The organism is Leisingera sp. MMG026 (genome assembly GCF_021654205.1).
Lineage (GTDB): Bacteria > Pseudomonadota > Alphaproteobacteria > Rhodobacterales > Rhodobacteraceae > Leisingera.
The window spans coordinates 25,370-40,361 of record NZ_JAKFZM010000013.1 but is presented as its reverse complement, the minus strand read 5'-3'; the positions used below and the strand labels follow the sequence as shown (position 1 = coordinate 40,361).

Annotated in this window: 16 protein-coding genes; 8 read left to right on the top strand and 8 right to left on the bottom strand. The window is 61.3% G+C overall.

From position 1 onward, the window contains the following. Positions 1 to 22: 22 nt before the first annotated feature. The 3 genes from L1069_RS09120 to L1069_RS09110 are packed head-to-tail and all read right to left on the bottom strand — an operon-like array spanning position 23 to position 1,806. Positions 23 to 211, bottom strand: a complete 189-nt coding sequence (locus L1069_RS09120) for a Trm112 family protein (RefSeq protein WP_129372445.1) — start codon at positions 209 to 211, stop codon at positions 23 to 25. Continuing rightward, the gene (locus L1069_RS09115) at positions 208 to 852 is read right to left on the bottom strand and encodes an LON peptidase substrate-binding domain-containing protein (protein WP_237455441.1); all 645 of its coding nucleotides are present in this window, start codon (positions 850 to 852) and stop codon (positions 208 to 210) included. The genes L1069_RS09120 and L1069_RS09115 overlap by 4 nt, the downstream gene beginning before the upstream one ends. A 27-nt stretch (positions 853 to 879) precedes the next feature. Next, entirely contained in the window at positions 880 to 1,806 is a 927-nt protein-coding gene (locus tag L1069_RS09110; protein WP_129372447.1) for a tetratricopeptide repeat protein, read from the bottom strand. A gap of 74 nt (positions 1,807 to 1,880) precedes the next feature. Here L1069_RS09110 and L1069_RS09105 point away from each other — a divergent pair, with 74 nt between their 5' ends. After that, on the top strand, positions 1,881 to 2,402 hold the full coding sequence (locus tag L1069_RS09105; protein ID WP_237455440.1) for a DUF6653 family protein: 522 nt from the start codon (positions 1,881 to 1,883) through the stop codon (positions 2,400 to 2,402). Positions 2,403 to 2,581: 179 nt separating this feature from the next. Here L1069_RS09105 and L1069_RS09100 read toward each other — a convergent pair whose 3' ends face one another. Together L1069_RS09100 and L1069_RS09095 are read right to left on the bottom strand one after the other, a co-directional pair. Then, complete coding sequence (locus L1069_RS09100; protein WP_237455439.1) at positions 2,582 to 3,370, bottom strand: exodeoxyribonuclease III; 789 nt, start codon at positions 3,368 to 3,370, stop codon at positions 2,582 to 2,584. Positions 3,371 to 3,604: 234 nt separating this feature from the next. Then, positions 3,605 to 4,291 carry a response regulator transcription factor gene (locus L1069_RS09095; RefSeq protein WP_129372450.1) on the bottom strand — a complete coding sequence of 229 codons (687 nt, stop codon included), beginning with the start codon at positions 4,289 to 4,291 and terminating at the stop codon, positions 3,605 to 3,607. A 173-nt stretch (positions 4,292 to 4,464) separates the two neighbouring features. Here L1069_RS09095 and ribA point away from each other — a divergent pair, with 173 nt between their 5' ends. Continuing rightward, positions 4,465 to 5,553: a GTP cyclohydrolase II gene (ribA, locus tag L1069_RS09090; RefSeq protein WP_237455438.1), complete on the top strand. Its 1,089-nt coding sequence runs from the start codon at positions 4,465 to 4,467 to the stop codon at positions 5,551 to 5,553. Then, entirely contained in the window at positions 5,550 to 6,062 is a 513-nt protein-coding gene (locus L1069_RS09085; RefSeq protein WP_237455437.1) for a L,D-transpeptidase family protein, read from the top strand. The genes ribA and L1069_RS09085 overlap by 4 nt, the downstream gene beginning before the upstream one ends. A gap of 57 nt (positions 6,063 to 6,119) precedes the next feature. Here the strand turns inward: L1069_RS09085 and L1069_RS09080 are convergent, their stop codons facing one another. Continuing rightward, a complete protein-coding gene (locus L1069_RS09080) occupies positions 6,120 to 6,770 on the bottom strand; it encodes a YggS family pyridoxal phosphate-dependent enzyme (protein WP_237455436.1) in 651 nt (216 codons plus the stop codon). A gap of 123 nt (positions 6,771 to 6,893) precedes the next feature. After that, positions 6,894 to 7,889, bottom strand: coding sequence for a porin (locus tag L1069_RS09075; RefSeq protein WP_129372453.1), 996 nt, complete (start codon positions 7,887 to 7,889; stop codon positions 6,894 to 6,896). 331 nt (positions 7,890 to 8,220) lie between these two features. On the opposite strand from L1069_RS09075, the gene L1069_RS09070 reads away from it, so the two are divergent. From L1069_RS09070 to L1069_RS09050, 5 genes are all read left to right on the top strand, one after another. After that, the gene (locus L1069_RS09070; protein ID WP_129372454.1) at positions 8,221 to 8,709 is read left to right on the top strand and encodes a DUF3576 domain-containing protein; all 489 of its coding nucleotides are present in this window, start codon (positions 8,221 to 8,223) and stop codon (positions 8,707 to 8,709) included. Positions 8,710 to 8,797: 88 nt separating this feature from the next. Then, complete coding sequence (gene leuS / locus L1069_RS09065) at positions 8,798 to 11,494, top strand: leucine--tRNA ligase (RefSeq protein WP_237455435.1); 2,697 nt, start codon at positions 8,798 to 8,800, stop codon at positions 11,492 to 11,494. After that, complete coding sequence (gene lptE, locus L1069_RS09060) at positions 11,481 to 11,996, top strand: LPS assembly lipoprotein LptE (protein WP_129372456.1); 516 nt, start codon at positions 11,481 to 11,483, stop codon at positions 11,994 to 11,996. Before leuS ends, lptE begins: the two co-directional genes overlap by 14 nt. Further along, positions 11,993 to 13,021, top strand: coding sequence for a DNA polymerase III subunit delta (holA, locus tag L1069_RS09055; protein ID WP_134831141.1), 1,029 nt, complete (start codon positions 11,993 to 11,995; stop codon positions 13,019 to 13,021). The genes lptE and holA overlap by 4 nt, the downstream gene beginning before the upstream one ends. A 75-nt stretch (positions 13,022 to 13,096) precedes the next feature. Further along, positions 13,097 to 13,687: a glutathione S-transferase family protein gene (locus L1069_RS09050; RefSeq protein ID WP_237455434.1), complete on the top strand. Its 591-nt coding sequence runs from the start codon at positions 13,097 to 13,099 to the stop codon at positions 13,685 to 13,687. On the opposite strand, the gene L1069_RS09045 is transcribed toward L1069_RS09050, so the two are convergent. Further along, positions 13,660 to 14,859, bottom strand: a complete 1,200-nt coding sequence (locus L1069_RS09045) for a TIGR03862 family flavoprotein (protein WP_237455433.1) — start codon at positions 14,857 to 14,859, stop codon at positions 13,660 to 13,662. The genes L1069_RS09050 and L1069_RS09045 overlap by 28 nt on opposite strands. Positions 14,860 to 14,992 lie beyond the last annotated feature (133 nt).

Genomic DNA, 14,992 nt, shown 5'->3' with positions numbered 1-14,992 from the left:
TAGGCGCTGCCTTTGTGCAGCGTCAGTCCAGCGCGCGCGCCTCGTCCACCAGCATCACCGGGATGCCATTGCGGATCGGAAAGGCAAGGTTGGCAGCACGCGAAATCAGTTCTTGCGCCTGGGCATCATATTCCAGCACCGCCTGGGTCAGCGGGCAGACAAGCGCTTCCAGCATCCGGCGGTCAAAGGCAGGCGCCTGTGTCTCGGTCATTGCAGAGTTTCCTCCTGAGTGCCGCCGCGCAGGGCGAATTCAATCAAAGTGACAAGCGTTTCCCGCCTTGTGACAAGGCAGGGCGCTTCGAGCAAGGCCTGTTTCTCTTCGGTGTCGAATTCCAAGAGCATCGCCAGTGAATTGATCAGCAGCTCGTCATCCGCGTCTTTCAGGGCTTCCCAATCGGTTGACAGGCTCCGGGCAGAAAAGAACCGCTCAAGCAGATCCAGGAACGACGGCCGGTCAAGGGTATCATCCGCCTCGGAGCGGCCAAGGTCCCGGTCAAATCCCGTCCAACTGACATCACAACGCTGATAGGGGGTAAATCCATTGGCTTCACGGGTGATACGGAACCGGGACACGCCTGAAAGCGTGACCAGGTATCTGCCGTCTTCTGTTTCGGAAAACTGTGTGACGCGCCCGGCGCAACCAATCGCGTGCAGCTCCTCCCCGGTTCCGTGCGGACCCGGGCAGGGCTGCACCATGCCTATCAGACGCTGCCGCGTCTTAAGCGTATCTTCGAGCATCTGCAGGTAGCGCGGCTCGAAAATGTGCAACGGCAAACGCGACCGGGGCAGCAAAAGCGCCCCGGGCAATGGGAACACGGCAATCGTGTCCGGCAGATCAGCAGGCTGGATCATGGGACAGAGTGTAGTGCTGCCCCGGACTTAGGCAAATATCATTGAGCTAAGTTTCCGGCGCCCGTTGAGAACCACCGGGTCGTTGGGTTTCAGCGCATCAAAGATGGTGAACAGCTGTACCTTGGCAGCACCCTCGTTCCACTCGCGGTCACGGCGGAAAAGCTCCAGCAATTCGTCTACTGCGGCTTCTGCATCTCCAGCCGCATGCAGCGCCTGCGCCAGGTCGAAACGCGCCTGCAGGTCCTCCGGACTGGCGTCCACTGCAGCCCGCAATTCCCCCACCGGGCCAGCATTCTCGGCCTGCCGCGCCAGGGCGATCTGCGCATGCGCGGCTTCGATCTCGGCTGCATCCGCAATCTCGGCGGGTGCGCCATTCAAAACGGCCTCCGCCTGATCCAGATCGCCAAGCGCGATATGCGCGCGTGCCAATCCGCCATAAGCCGCGGCGTTCTTGTCATCTTCGCCCAGGATGGCAGCAAAAGTCTGCGCGGCATCCGCCACGGCACCCTCAGTCAGCATCAGTTCGGCTGCTTCCAGCGCCTCGCCCAGACCGCCGTCGGCTGATCCGCCCCCAGCCTCGATGGCCTTGTTCACAAAGGCTTCGATCTCCGATGCCGGCAGTGCGCCCTGGAACATGTCCACCGGCCGTCCCTCAACAAAGGCGACCACAGTGGGGATCGACTGCAGCGGCAGCCCCTGCTGCGCCAGTGCCTGCGCCAGGCGCTGGTTTTCATCGACGTTGATCTTGGCCATGGTGGCGGCGCCCTTGGCCTTGGTGACAGCCGCCTCCAGCATCGGGCCCAAGGTTTTGCACGGGCCGCACCAAGGCGCCCAGAAGTCCACGATCACCGGCGCCTGCATCGACGCTTCGACAACGTCCTGCATGAAAGTGGCTTCGGTCACGTCTTTGATCAGATCACCCGCCGGTGCGGTGCTGCCAAGAATTTCGGTCATCAGATTGTTCTCCGCTTGGAACTTGCCCCCTATATGGAATCCCAAGCGCCGGAAACCAAGAGAGGAGTTTGCCGATGGCCAGCCGCAGGTTCGATCTCTTTGCGTTATCTGAAAAGATGATGCGCATGGATGACGCCGCTTGGGCGCGGCACGCCAACCCATGGAGCGTCGTGAGCCGGATGACGGTTCTGCCGCTGATGACACTCGCCGTATGGTCACGGGTGTGGCTGGGCTGGGCTGCGGTCCTGCCCATTGCGCTGGTGCTGGTGTGGACCTGGTGGAACCCGCGCGCCTTTGGGCTGCCTGCCAGCACCGGCACCTGGGCGTCCCGCGGCACATTTGGCGAGCGGGTGCTCCTGAACCGGGCGCAGGTTCCCATACCGCGCCATCACCTGGGCTGGGCAAAGGGTTTGGCTTGGGCGTCGGGCATTGGAGCGATCCCTTGGGTCTATGGTCTTTGGATCTTGGATCCTGGTTTCATCCTTGGCGGTCTGACGCTGATGGTTGGCGGTAAGCTGTGGTTTGTGGACCGGATGGTCTGGCTCTACCAGGACATGCAGGACAGGCACCCCGAATACGCCCGCTGGCTGCTTTGAGCGGTAGTGCTCCCGCCCCCGTCAGCGGGCCCTGGCTACGCCAGAACCCTTACGGCGTTGGGCAGGGCGCCGCGCTGACGCGCGGCGGCACTGCACTGCGCGGCAGCGCAGTGCCATGCCCAACGGAGAAGAAACATCCTGCGGATGTTGCGGATCAGGCGGGAGCACTCCGCCTGCTGTTACAGATCAAAGGTTGCAAATACCGGCGCATGGTCGCTGGGCTTTTCCCAGCCGCGGGCATCCCGCAGGATCCGGCTGGAATGGGCCGCGTTTTTAATGTCCGGCGTCGCCCAGACGTGGTCGAGACGGCGCCCTTTGTCGGCGGCATCCCAATCCTTGGCCCGGTAGCTCCACCAGCTGTACAGGCGGCCGTCAGGGATATCGTTCCGGGTCACATCGGACCATCCGCCCGCATCCATCACGTCTGCGAAATGCTCCACCTCAATGGGCGTATGGCTGACAACCTTCAACAGCTTTTTGTGGTCCCAGACATCATCCTCGCGCGGGGCGATATTAAGATCCCCGACCAGGATGGATTTTTCCGGTTTATCGGCCTGGAACCAGTCGCGCATCTCCGTGAGGTAATCGAGCTTCTGGCCGAATTTTTCGTTCTTTTCCCGGTCCGGCACATCGCCGCCCGCCGGGACATAGAAGTTGTGGATCACCACCCCGTTTTCCAGCCGTCCGGCCACATGGCGGGCATGGCCAAGGCTGGCAAAATCCTGATCCCCTGCATCCTCAATCGGCAAGCGCGACAGGATCGCCACCCCGTTGTAGCCTTTCTGGCCACGCGCAACCATGTGGCTGTAGCCCAGGGCTGCAAAGCCTTGCAACGGGATCTTGTCCACCGGGCTTTTGCACTCTTGCAGGCAAAGCACATCCGGCCCTTCCTCCTGCAACAGTTTCTGCACAATCGGTTCGCGCAGGCGGACCGAGTTGATATTCCAGGTGGCAAGAGTAAATGGCATCGCGCGCCTCATCGTGAAATCCGGGTTCCGGCGCGATACTGCCTGTCCGGGCCTGGAAGGGCCAGAGATGAATTGGCCCGTGTGTGTAAACAATACGGACAAAAAAAGGCCGGGCATCACGCCCGGCCAAGTCCAACAGGGAGGTGCATACCGTGACCCGGATATGCGCGGGATAGGGTCTGTTTTAAAGATGAACCTCAGGTTCTTCTTTAATCTGGCTCAACGCCGATTACATCACGCGACCAGCCGGTAACCGCCGGATTCCGTCACCAGCAGGCGTGCATTCGACGGATCGGGCTCAATTTTCTGCCGCAGCCGGTAAATATGGGTTTCCAGCGTATGCGTGGTCACGCCTGCATTGTATCCCCACACCTCATGCAGCAGAACATCCCGCGGCACCACACCATCGCTGGAGCGATAGAGAAACTTGAGGATGTTGGTTTCCTTCTCGGTCAACCGGATCTTGCGTTCATCCTCCGCGATCAAAAGCTTCATCGACGGTTTAAAGGTATAAGGGCCAAGCGCAAAGACCGCGTCCTCGGATTGTTCATGCTGACGCAGCTGCGCCCGAATCCGGGCCAGCAGCACCGGGAACTTGAAGGGTTTAGAGACATAGTCATTGGCGCCGGCATCCAGACCCAGAATAGTGTCGGCATCGCTGTCGTGGCCTGTCAGCATCAAGACTGGAGCCTTCACTCCCTGCTTGCGCAGCAGGCGGCATAGTTCGCGCCCGTCCGTATCCGGCAAGCCCACGTCCAGAATAATCAGATCATAGAGGGCCTCCTTGGCGCGCTCCATCGCGCCTTGACCGTTCTCTGCCTCGAATACATCGAAGTCCTCGGTCATCACCAGCTGCTCGCTCAAGGCCTCTCGCAGGTCTTCATCATCATCAACCAGCAGAATTTTCTTCAGTTGCGCCATCGGCTCGCCCTCCTGTTCACATGACAACACATGCGCATCCCTTGCGCCCTCGGCAAGATTTGCTGCAATACTCTCACGCCGACGTGTCCATGGCAGGGAAAATGTTTCACATCCGTTGCATTTGGGCGTAAAGACAGCGAGCCTTTGTTACAAAATAACACCGGAATCCCCGTATGAGCCTGATGCCCACTATAATCGAACTGCTGGCCCGTGCCCGGGTCGATCTGCGCATGGGCCTGCCGGTGGTATTGAGTGATGGAAAGAGTGCCGCGCTGGCAATTGCCGTGGAATCGCTGACAGAAACACGTCTGGCAGACATGCGTGCCTTGGGCGCTCCGACATTGGCCTTGACGGCCCGGCGGGCGGAAACCCTGAAGGCCCGGGTGTATGACGCGGACACCGCCCGCATTATTGTTCCCGGTACTGAGGGGCTGAAGTGGATCCAGTCGCTGGCCGACCCGGCGGATGATCTGAACACACCGATGAAGGGTCCGCTTTCCAGCCAGCGCGGCGGCAGCGCAGACCTGCACCGGCTGGCAATTGCACTGGTGAAATCCGCGCGCCTGCTGCCAGCTGCTGCTCTTGTGCCTATCAGCGATCCGTCCGGGTTTGCCGCGGCCCACGGCCTTACCAGCATTTCTCGTGCAGCTGCAGAACCGCTGCTGAGCCAAAGCTCCCCCCTGCACCCGGTCGCAGCTGCCCGCCTGCCAATGAATGCCGCCGAAGCCGGCAGGCTTCACATCTTCCGCCCGGAGGATGGCGCCGAGGAGCATTATGCTGTAGAAATCGGCCGCCCCGACAGATCCAAACCGGTTCTGGCCCGGCTGCATTCGGCCTGCTTCACCGGCGACGTGCTGGGCTCGCTGAAATGCGATTGCGGCCCGCAGCTGCAGGGCGCACTGGCACAGATGGGCGCGGAAGGTGCGGGTGTCCTTCTGTACCTGAATCAGGAGGGCCGCGGGATCGGCCTTGCCAACAAAATGCGGGCCTATTCACTGCAGGACCAGGGCTTTGATACGGTGGAGGCCAATCACCGTCTGGGGTTTGAGGATGACGAGCGCGACTTCCGCCTGGGCGCCTCTATTCTGCAAGAATTGGGTTTCTCCCAAGTGCGGCTGCTGACCAACAACCCGAACAAGATTGCGATGATGCAAAAGACCGGCGTGCATGTGGCGGAACGGGTGGCGCTGAAAGTGGGTGAAAATGCCCACAACCAGCATTACCTGGCGACCAAGGCCCGGAAATCCGGGCATATGCTGTGACATCACCCGCCGATCTGGTCCTGACACCCCGCGGCGTGCGGTTTCTGGGTCGGGTGCTGCCGTGCACAATCGGCAAAGGCGGGCTGTCCCGGAACAAACGCGAAGGGGATGGCGCGACTCCCATTGGCGTGCATCGCATTGCAGGCATGTATTACCGCCCCGACAGGCTGTACCGCCCTGCCTCCTGGGCCAAGCCTATTGGTCCGCGGGACCTATGGTCGGATGATTCAGGAGATGCAAATTACAACCACCATGTGCGGGCACCGTACCCGTTCAGTCACGAACGACTGCGGCGCAGCGATCCGCTCTATGATCTGGTTTTGATCACCGATTGGAACTGGCCAACCGCAATTCCGGGAAGCGGTTCCGCGATCTTCCTTCATCAATGGCGCGGCCCTGGATACCCCACTGAAGGCTGCATCGCTTTCTCGCGCGCGGATCTCCATTGGCTTGCTGACCGGGTTCAGCCTGGATCCCGGGTTATCGTCCCGCCTCTGGCACGCACCTGACGCAACCAAGACTTTTCAAAAAGTCTTGGCAAAAGTTTTGCCTAAAACTTTTGTGCTTCAATAGGTGCGGGCGCCGAAAATGGCAGAACCGACGCGAACATGGGTGGCGCCAAGGGCTATGGCTTTCTCGAAATCGCCGCTCATTCCCATCGACAAGCCCTTCAATCCGTTGCGCTCAGCAATCTTTGCCAGCAGCGCGAAATGCAAGCTGGCCTCTTCTTCCACCGGCGGGATGCACATCAGCCCCTTTAGAGGTAGATCAAGCTGGCGGCACTCTGCGATGAAAGCATCTGCATCGGACGGCAACACGCCTGCTTTTTGCTCCTCCTCGCCGGTATTCACTTGAATGAACAATTCGGGGCATTTGCCCAACTCCTGCGCCAGCCTGGCCAGCGTATTGGCCAGTTTGGGCCGGTCGACTGAGTGGATGCTGTCAAACAGCTCCATCGCCTGGCGGGTTTTGTTGGTCTGCAGCGGGCCGATCAAATGCAAATCGATACCGTCAAATTGCTCGACGAACCCGGGCCATTTTCCAGCCGCTTCCTGCACCTTGTTTTCACCGAAACAGCGATGGCCTTCCTGCAGCACCGCCTCGACCCGCTCGTCCGGCTGCACTTTGGAAACCGCAATCAGCTGCACACTGCCCGGCATACGGCCGGCCTGCTTCTCAGCTTTGGCAATTCGGGATCTGATCTCTTCAAGCGGCATGGGTTTGGCCTCGTAGCTGTTTAGCCGCAAAAAACACTGTTTGCCCGCAAATGTTAAGCCACAAAAGGAAAGGGCGGGCTCCCGAAGGAACCCGCCCCGAATTCACGCTAGGCGTGCTTCAGCTTAGAAGCTGAAGTACAGACCTGCCTGAACAGTGGTGAAGTCGGAGGACGATTCAACCGCACCCGCTTCGAACGACACGCCGCCGCCCAGATCGTAGGAGTAGTTGATGCCGAAGGCGGTGCCGTCGGTGCCGTTAACACCGGTGCCCGCCGGGTTGTCTTCGCTGCTCACGAAGGCAACCAGAGTGGAGGCTGCGCCCAGCTCAACGTTGCCGGCCAGGGTGATTTTGTCGACGTCTTGTGCAACGCCGCCAACAGTCACTGCGTCCATGTTGTTGCCGTATGCAAGGCGAACACCGAACTGACCCAGGTCACCTGCAACGGTGAAGACCAGTTTGTCTTCGGTTGCGACGTTGGAGTCCTGGTAGCCCAGAGCGGCAGTCCAGTCACCGAAGGTGTAGGCAACATGCACAGCAGTACGCTCGGTGCCGTTTGCGGAACCGGCAACGGTGCCGCCGTTTGCCTGGGAGTAGGACAGGTGACCCGAGAAACCGCCAGCGGAGTACAGAGCTTCGATGCCGTTACGGCCGGCTGCTGCGGAGGTGTAGGTGTCCCAGTCAAAGCCGTTGCCCGCAACGTTGGTCACCAGCGAGTTAAAGCCGGCGCCGTCGATGCCGATACCAACCGAACGGGTTTCCAGGTAGAAGCCCGGCATGTTGTCGATCGCGCCCCAGATGTTGCCAACGTTCACACGCAGGCCGCCGTATGCGACGTGGAACTGTGCGCCGTTGAACGCGCCGGTGCCGGGTGTGCCATCACGGTTTTCGAACTGGGCACGAGCACGTGCGCCAACGGTCACGCCGCCATCGGTTTCGGTCGACGCGTCGAAGGTGAAGCGCAGACGGCTGGTGATGTTGGTCTCGGAACGGCCAACAACGGTTTTGTTGGCTTCGTTGTAGTCCAGACCAAAACGGCCATAGCCGGAGATTTTGACTTCGGCCGCGGCCATGCCTGCGGTGGCGATCAGCGCGGTGGTCGCGAAGAGAACCTTTTTCATGTTTTTCCCTCGGTTTTCTAATCTTAAGCCCAAACCGGGGAATCCGGCGTGGGTATGCCAAGGGGTTTCGCTCTTTCGCCCCCGTTTTGGCAAGTCTTGGGAAAGTCGGGCGAAACGATGCGGTCCGGGATGGTGCAGCTATGCCACAGTCTGCCTCGCTACTGCACCGGATGGACGGCAAGCGCACAGGTTTGCAGGCTTCTGCACCATCGGCCTATCACTCCGGAGGCGTATCGCACGACGGGAGGGCCTTCTATATAGGGCAAAGCACTTGCTCCGCCCGCGCCGCTTGCGCTAGGTGTTCGCCCAGAAATTGGCTCTGGGAGCGGTTATGATCAGAACAAAGACTCTGCAGGCAACTTTGGCCGGCGCAATATGCCTCAGTCTTGCTGCATGCGGCGGCAACAAGGACCGCAGCCAGGATGGCACCCTGCTGGGCAAGGACCGGTTGGCGGTTGATGAGATCGGGGCACAAAGCAATCCATCCTCGATCTGGGATGTGTTCCGCGGCCAGCCGGACCAGAACGTGCAGGTCAACCGCTACCTGTGGGCGGCCAGCCTGGACGTGCTGAACTTCCTGCCGGTGCAATCGGTTGATCCCTTCACCGGTGTTATCATCACGGGCTATGGCACCCCGCCTGGTGGCGGCCGCACCTACCGGGCCACCGTTCACATAAAGGACCCGGCCCTGGACGCGCGTTCCTTGAACGTTGCGCTGCAATCCAAGGGCGGCCCCGTCAGCGCCAGCACGTCCCGCGCAGTTGAGGACGCGATTCTTTCCCGCGCACGGCAGCTGCGGATCGCGGATAAAAAACTCTGACCCGCTGCGCTCTGGAAACACCAGCCAAACCCCATTATCAGAAGCGCCGGGCCACTTGCCCGGCGTTTTCATGCAAAGGACCGCTCTGATGTCGCGTTACTCCGCCACGGAAATCGAAGCTAAATGGCAGGAAGCCTGGGACAAGGCCGGGATATTTCAGGCCAAGCGCACCGGCGGCAAGCCGAAGTATTATGTGCTGGAAATGTTCCCCTACCCGTCGGGCAAGCTGCACATGGGCCATGTGCGCAACTACACGATGGGCGATGTGATCGCGCGCTACAAGCTGTCCACCGGCCATAACGTGCTGCATCCGATGGGGTTTGACGCTTTTGGCATGCCGGCCGAAAACGCCGCGATGGCCTCGGGCGGGCATCCCAAGGACTGGACCTATTCCAACATCGACACGATGGTCGAGCAGATGAAGCCGCTGGGCCTGTCGCTGGACTGGAGCCGCATGTTCGCCACCTGTGATCCGGAGTATTACGGCCAGCAGCAAGCGCTGTTCCTTGATTTCCTGGAAAAGGGTCTGGTTTACCGCAAGAACGCGGTGGTGAACTGGGACCCCATCGACATGACCGTGCTGGCCAACGAGCAGGTCGAAAACGGCCGCGGCTGGCGCTCCGGTGCGCTGGTCGAGCGGCGCGAGCTGACGCAGTGGTTCTTCAAGATCTCCGATTTCTCCGAAGAGCTGCTGTCGGCGTTGGATGGCTTGGAGAACTGGCCCGCCAAAGTCCGCCTGATGCAGGAAAACTGGATCGGCAAGTCGCGCGGCCTTCAATTTTCGTTTGAACGCACCGACGGCGCAGAGCCGATTGAAGTCTACACCACCCGCCCGGATACGCTGATGGGCGCGTCTTTTGTCGGCATCTCGCCCGATCATCCGATTGCCAAGGCGCTGGAAGCCGAATCGGAAGAGGTTGCAGCCTTTGTTGCCGAATGCCGCAAGGGCGGCACCACCGAGGAAGCCATCGAGACCGCCGAGAAGCTGGGTTATGACACCGGCATCCGGGTGAAACACCCGCTGAACCCGGAATGGGAGCTGCCGGTCTGGATCGCCAATTTCATCCTGATGGATTACGGCACAGGCGCGATTTTTGCCTGCCCGGCGCATGACCAGCGCGACCTGGATTTCTGCCGCAAGTATAATCTGCCGGTTACCAACGCCTTCTTTGCACCGGATGAGGACGCGCCGGTCGCGGCCGAGGCTCTGGTGCCGCCGAAGTCCGAAAAGGTCCGCTGGGTCAATCACTTCGCCGGGCTGACCGAGGCGACCGGCGAAGAAGCGGTCAACGCCACCGTTGACTTCGCGGAAAAAGCCGGCTGGGGCCAGGATGTCACCAAATACCGCCTGCGCGACTGGGGGCTGAGCCGCCAGCGCTACTGGGGCTGCCCGATCCCTGTCGTCCATTGCGAAGACTGCGGCGTGGTGCCGGAGAAGAAAGAGAACCTGCCGATCGCCTTGCCCTATGACGAAGACGGCAAACCCATCGACTTTTCCGTGCCGGGCAACCCGCTGGACCGCCATCCGACATGGCGCAACTGCGAATGCCCGTCCTGTGGCAAGCCCGCCCAGCGCGAAACCGACACCATGGACACTTTCGTCGATTCGTCCTGGTATTTCTCCCGCTTCACCGCGCCGCGCGCCGAAACGCCCACCGATCTGGCCGAGGCCGAATACTGGATGAACGTCGACCAGTACATCGGCGGCATTGAGCACGCGATTCTGCATCTGCTGTACTCGCGCTTCTTTGCCCGCGCGATGCAGATCTGCGGCCACCTGCCCGAGAAATCCTCGGAACCCTTCGATGCGCTGTTCACCCAGGGCATGGTGACCCACGCGATCTATCGCACGCAACAGACAACCACAGTGGGTGACCCTCGCGGTCCCGGGATTAACTACCACAAATACCATTACCCTAACGAGGTCACTGTCTATTCTCTGGACGGAACTCAGTTCGCAGTTTTGAATGAAGAGATCGCAAGACTCGAGGATGAAAAAGGGGGGCTGGTTGACACCTCTGATGCCGCTCAAATGCATACACGACATCAAGGTCTGACCCCCGACAAAAAGGTCGTCATCATTCCTTCCGCCAAGATGTCCAAGTCCAAGAATAACGTTGTGGACCCGCTGCACATCATCTCAACCTACGGTGCCGACACCGCGCGCTGGTTCGTGCTGTCCGATTCCCCTCCGGAACGGGACGTGGAATGGACCGCAGCCGGCGCTGAGGCGGCCTACAAGCACCTGAACCGGGTCTGGAACCTGTGCGACCGTATTGGGGAGATGGACCCGGATGCGGCGGGTGAAGGCGACGAAGCGTTGCTGCGCGAGACACATAAATGCATTCGCGACGTGACCCTGGGTGTCGATTCCTTTGGCTTTAATGCTGCAATTGCAAAGCTTTATGCCTTTACCAACACGCTTGCCAAATCCAAGGCCAGCGCATCGGTCCAGAAGCAGGCGATCATGACGTTGGCACAGCTGATGGCGCCGATGACCCCGCATCTGGCTGAAGACATCTGGAACCATCAGGGCGGCAAAGGCTTGTGCGCCACCGCGCCCTGGCCGGTTGCGGATGAGGCCATGCTGGTTGAGGACACGGTCACCCTTCCGATCCAGATCAACGGCAAGCGCCGCGGTGAAATCGAAGTCGCCAAAGATCTGGACAAGGCAGAGGTTGAAAAACGCGCCCTGGCACACGAAGCTGTGCAAAAGGCGCTGAATGGCGGCGCGCCGAAAAAGGTGATCGTGGTGCCGGGCCGGATTGTGAATGTCGTTGCTTAACCGCAGAACCCTGTTGCTGGCCCTGCCCCTGGTGGCAGCGGCCTGCGGCTTTACCCCGGTGTACGCCCCTGGCGGCACCGGCTCCGCTCTGTATGGGCAGATCGAGGTTCAGGCGCCGGAGGAGATCAAGGGCGCCACCGGCACCGACGCCTACTTCCTGGTGCAGAATCTGGAGCAGCGCCTGGGCCGCGGTGGCAGTGCTGCCTACAAGCTGGACCTGACGCTCAGCACCCAGGAAGAAGGCCAGGCAATCACCGCGGGCAATGAGATCACCCGCTATTCGGTGATCGGCAGTGCTGGCTTTTCTCTGACCCGCTTGTCGGATGGCAAGGTGACCTCCAGCGGCACCGTGCAGAACTTTACCGGCTACTCCGCAACCGGCTCTACCGTGGAGACGCTGGCAGGTGAACGTGACGCGCATGAGCGGCTGATGGTCATTCTGGCCGATCAGATCACCGCGCAGATTCTGGCAACCGCGGATCTCTCCGCGCCGGTGGAATGAAGCTCTCTCCGCGCGAAGCGGATGGCTATTTCGCCAAACCTGATCCGGGCAAGACCGGCATCCTGATCTATGGCGCCGACGCCATGCGCGTGTCGCTTAAGCGGCAGCAGGTGCTGGCGTCCCTGCTTGGCCCCGGTGCCGAAGAAGAAATGCGCCTGACCCGCCTGCCCGGCAGCGACCTGCGCAAGGATCCAGCACAGTTGCTGGATGCCGTGAAGGCGGTGGGGTTCTTTCCCGGTGTCCGGGCGGTTTTTGTCGAAGGCGCCAATGACACCGCCACCCCTGCCATTGCGACAGCGCTGGAAGACTGGCAGCCGGGGGATGCGCAGATTGTGGTCACAGCCGGGCAGCTCAAGGCCGCCTCGAAACTGCGGAAGGCGTTTGAAGGCCACCGAAATGCCTATTCGGTGGGAATCTACGACGACCCGCCCTCGCGCGCCGAGATCGAACGGATCCTAGGGGAGGCTGGTATCCGGGACGTCCCCGGCGACAGCATGTCAGCGCTGACGGATATCGCGAATGATACCGGCCCCGGCGACTTCTCCCGCATGATCGAGAAGCTGGCGCTTTATAAACACGGCGACAGCAGCCCGCTGTCACTGGAGGATATCGGCGCCGTTGCTCCGCAATCGACCGAGGCCGCGCTGGACGATGTTCTGAATGTGGTGGCCGAAGCCCGCAGTACCGAAATCGGGCCGCTGATCCGCCGCCTTCAAGCACAAGGCACAAATGCCGTGACGCTCTGTATCGGGGCAACCCGGCACTTCCGCACGCTCTACACCATTGCCGCTGCACCCGGCGGCCCTGCCCAGGGCATCGGCCAGCTGCGCCCGCCGCTATACGGCAAACGCCGCGACCGGATGCTGCGCCAGGCACAGAACTGGGGCGCAAGCCGGCTGGAAACCGCGCTGACGATCATTACCGATACCGACCTGGCGCTGCGTTCCGCCGGTCAAACCGCGCCTGCGCTGGCGCTGATGGAGCGCGCCCTGATCCGGCTGGCCATGCTGGGCCGCGCCCGCTGATCCAGTAATGCCTCTCCTGGCTTGATCCCCCCTGCTGTGCCGCCCATCTTAGGGACACACAACAGGAGAGAGACGATGTACACCGTCACCGGCATTCCGCTCACCCGCACGTTCCGGGTGCTTTGGGCGCTTGAAGAACTTGGGCAGCCCTATGAGCTGAAACAGCACGGCCCCCGCAGCCCGGAAGTTCAGGCGCTGAATGTTTCGGGCAAGGTGCCAGTGCTGCAGGCCGAAGGCGAGGCCATCAGCGATTCAACTGCCATTCTCACTTATCTCGCTGACAAGCACAGCGCCCTGACCGCACCCGCCGGCACGATAGCCCGTGCCAAGCAGGATGCGATGACGCACCTCCTGCTGGACGAAGTGGATGCTGTGCTGTGGGCAGCGGCCCGCCACAGCTTCATCTTGCCGGAAGATCAGCGGGTACCGGAAGTGAAAGGCAGCCTGAAGTGGGAATTTGCCCATAATCTGGCGCGGCTTGAAGATAAGATGGGCGCGGAGTTCCTGATGGGTACGGAATTCACAATCGCCGACATCATCTGCACCCATTGCCTGAATTGGGCCCACAGCGCCAAATTCCCGGTCGAAGGCGAAAAACTGCTGGATTATGGACACCGGATGCGGCAACGCGAAGCCTATCAGCGGGTTGCCGCACTCGCCAAGTAATGTGCCGCTGCCCGGCCCGCCCAACGCCCGGTGGCCAGGCACGCAGTCAGCAGATAACCGCCCGTCGGCGCCTCCCAATCCAGCATTTCCCCGGCGCAGAACGTGCCGGGGATTTGTTTCAGCATCAGGCCGTCATCCATCGCGTCCCGCCGCACGCCGCCAGCGGTGGAGATCGCCTCGTCCATTGGCCGCAGGCCCGCGTGATTGACGGGCAGCGTTTTGATCAACCGAGCTAAGGCCTGGACATCCTGCGGCAAGGGCCGTCCGAATTCCTGCAATACTGCTGCCCGTCCATCGCCCAGCTTGAGCACCTTTCGCAGATGGTTTGAAACGCTTGCCTTGCCGCGCGGGCGGGACAGGCGGCGGATGACTTCTGCCGTTTCCAGGTCCGGAAGCAGATCCATCTGCAATGTCTCTCCCTCCCGTACCGCGGCGCAGACGGAATAGACGCCGCCGCCTTCCAGCCCGCGCTCCGATATCACGGCTTCCCCACGCGAAGACAATGGGCCGGCGTGCAATGCTATACCCTTAAGCGGCTGCCCGAACTGCGGTGCCATGTGATCGGACCAATCCACCAGAAGCCCCGCATTGGCAGGTTTGAACGGTGCAATCTCTACAGCTTTTCCATCCAGCAGAGGGACCCAGCCCGCGTCCGACCCAAGCCGCGCCCAGCTGGCGCCGCCCAGTGCCAGGACCACTGCCCTGGCTTCTATCCGCTTCGGCCCGTCCGGCGTATCAAATGCAAGCCCTGTGCCCTCCCAGTCAGCCCAGCGCCAGCGCGTGCGGATCTGTGCGCCGAAACCATCAAGGCGTGCCAGCCAGGCGCGCAGCAGCGGAGAGGCTTTCATGACTGTCGGGAACACCCGGCCTGTCGAGCCGGTGAACAGCTCGCTCCCCAATCCCTGTGCCCAATCCTGAACGGCCTGTGAATCACAGGCGCGGATCATTGGCGCCAGCCAGTCTGCGGCCTCTCCATAGCGGGTGATCAACTGGTTAAACGGTTCGTCCTTGGTCAGATTCAAGCCGGACTTGCCCGCCATCAGGAGCTTGCGCGCCACCGACGGCTTGGCCTCAGCCACCAGCACGCGGTGCCCGGCGCGACCCAGCTCCTCGGCGGCCATCAGCCCTGCAGGCCCGGCGCCGATCACCACTGCATCCCAAGTTTCTGTCATGCCATCCCCTTGCCAGCACCCGTTTCCAGCGCCCCGCGCCAGCGCTTTTTTTCGCTGCATCGAGCCAAGGCCCATGTATTTCCGTTCCAATCTGCCCGCATTGCGGCCGGCCAGCCCCGAGCGCTCAGCATTG

Bases quoted from the DNA above. Each gene is read 5' to 3' on its own strand.
- L1069_RS09120 (WP_129372445.1), bottom strand. From the start codon at position 211: ATGACCGAGACACAGGCGCCTGCCTTTGACCGCCGGATGCTGGAAGCG.
- L1069_RS09115 (WP_237455441.1), bottom strand. From the start codon at position 852: ATGATCCAGCCTGCTGATCTGCCGGACACGATTGCCGTGTTCCCATTG.
- L1069_RS09110 (WP_129372447.1), bottom strand. From the start codon at position 1,806: ATGACCGAAATTCTTGGCAGCACCGCACCGGCGGGTGATCTGATCAAA.
- L1069_RS09105 (WP_237455440.1), top strand. From the start codon at position 1,881: ATGGCCAGCCGCAGGTTCGATCTCTTTGCGTTATCTGAAAAGATGATG.
- L1069_RS09100 (WP_237455439.1), bottom strand. From the start codon at position 3,370: ATGCCATTTACTCTTGCCACCTGGAATATCAACTCGGTCCGCCTGCGC.
- L1069_RS09095 (WP_129372450.1), bottom strand. From the start codon at position 4,291: ATGGCGCAACTGAAGAAAATTCTGCTGGTTGATGATGATGAAGACCTG.
- ribA (WP_237455438.1), top strand. From the start codon at position 4,465: ATGAGCCTGATGCCCACTATAATCGAACTGCTGGCCCGTGCCCGGGTC.
- L1069_RS09080 (WP_237455436.1), bottom strand. From the start codon at position 6,770: ATGCCGCTTGAAGAGATCAGATCCCGAATTGCCAAAGCTGAGAAGCAG.
- L1069_RS09075 (WP_129372453.1), bottom strand. From the start codon at position 7,889: ATGAAAAAGGTTCTCTTCGCGACCACCGCGCTGATCGCCACCGCAGGC.
- L1069_RS09070 (WP_129372454.1), top strand. From the start codon at position 8,221: ATGATCAGAACAAAGACTCTGCAGGCAACTTTGGCCGGCGCAATATGC.
- leuS (WP_237455435.1), top strand. From the start codon at position 8,798: ATGTCGCGTTACTCCGCCACGGAAATCGAAGCTAAATGGCAGGAAGCC.
- lptE (WP_129372456.1), top strand. From the start codon at position 11,481: ATGTCGTTGCTTAACCGCAGAACCCTGTTGCTGGCCCTGCCCCTGGTG.
- holA (WP_134831141.1), top strand. From the start codon at position 11,993: ATGAAGCTCTCTCCGCGCGAAGCGGATGGCTATTTCGCCAAACCTGAT.
- L1069_RS09050 (WP_237455434.1), top strand. From the start codon at position 13,097: ATGTACACCGTCACCGGCATTCCGCTCACCCGCACGTTCCGGGTGCTT.
- L1069_RS09045 (WP_237455433.1), bottom strand. From the start codon at position 14,859: ATGACAGAAACTTGGGATGCAGTGGTGATCGGCGCCGGGCCTGCAGGG.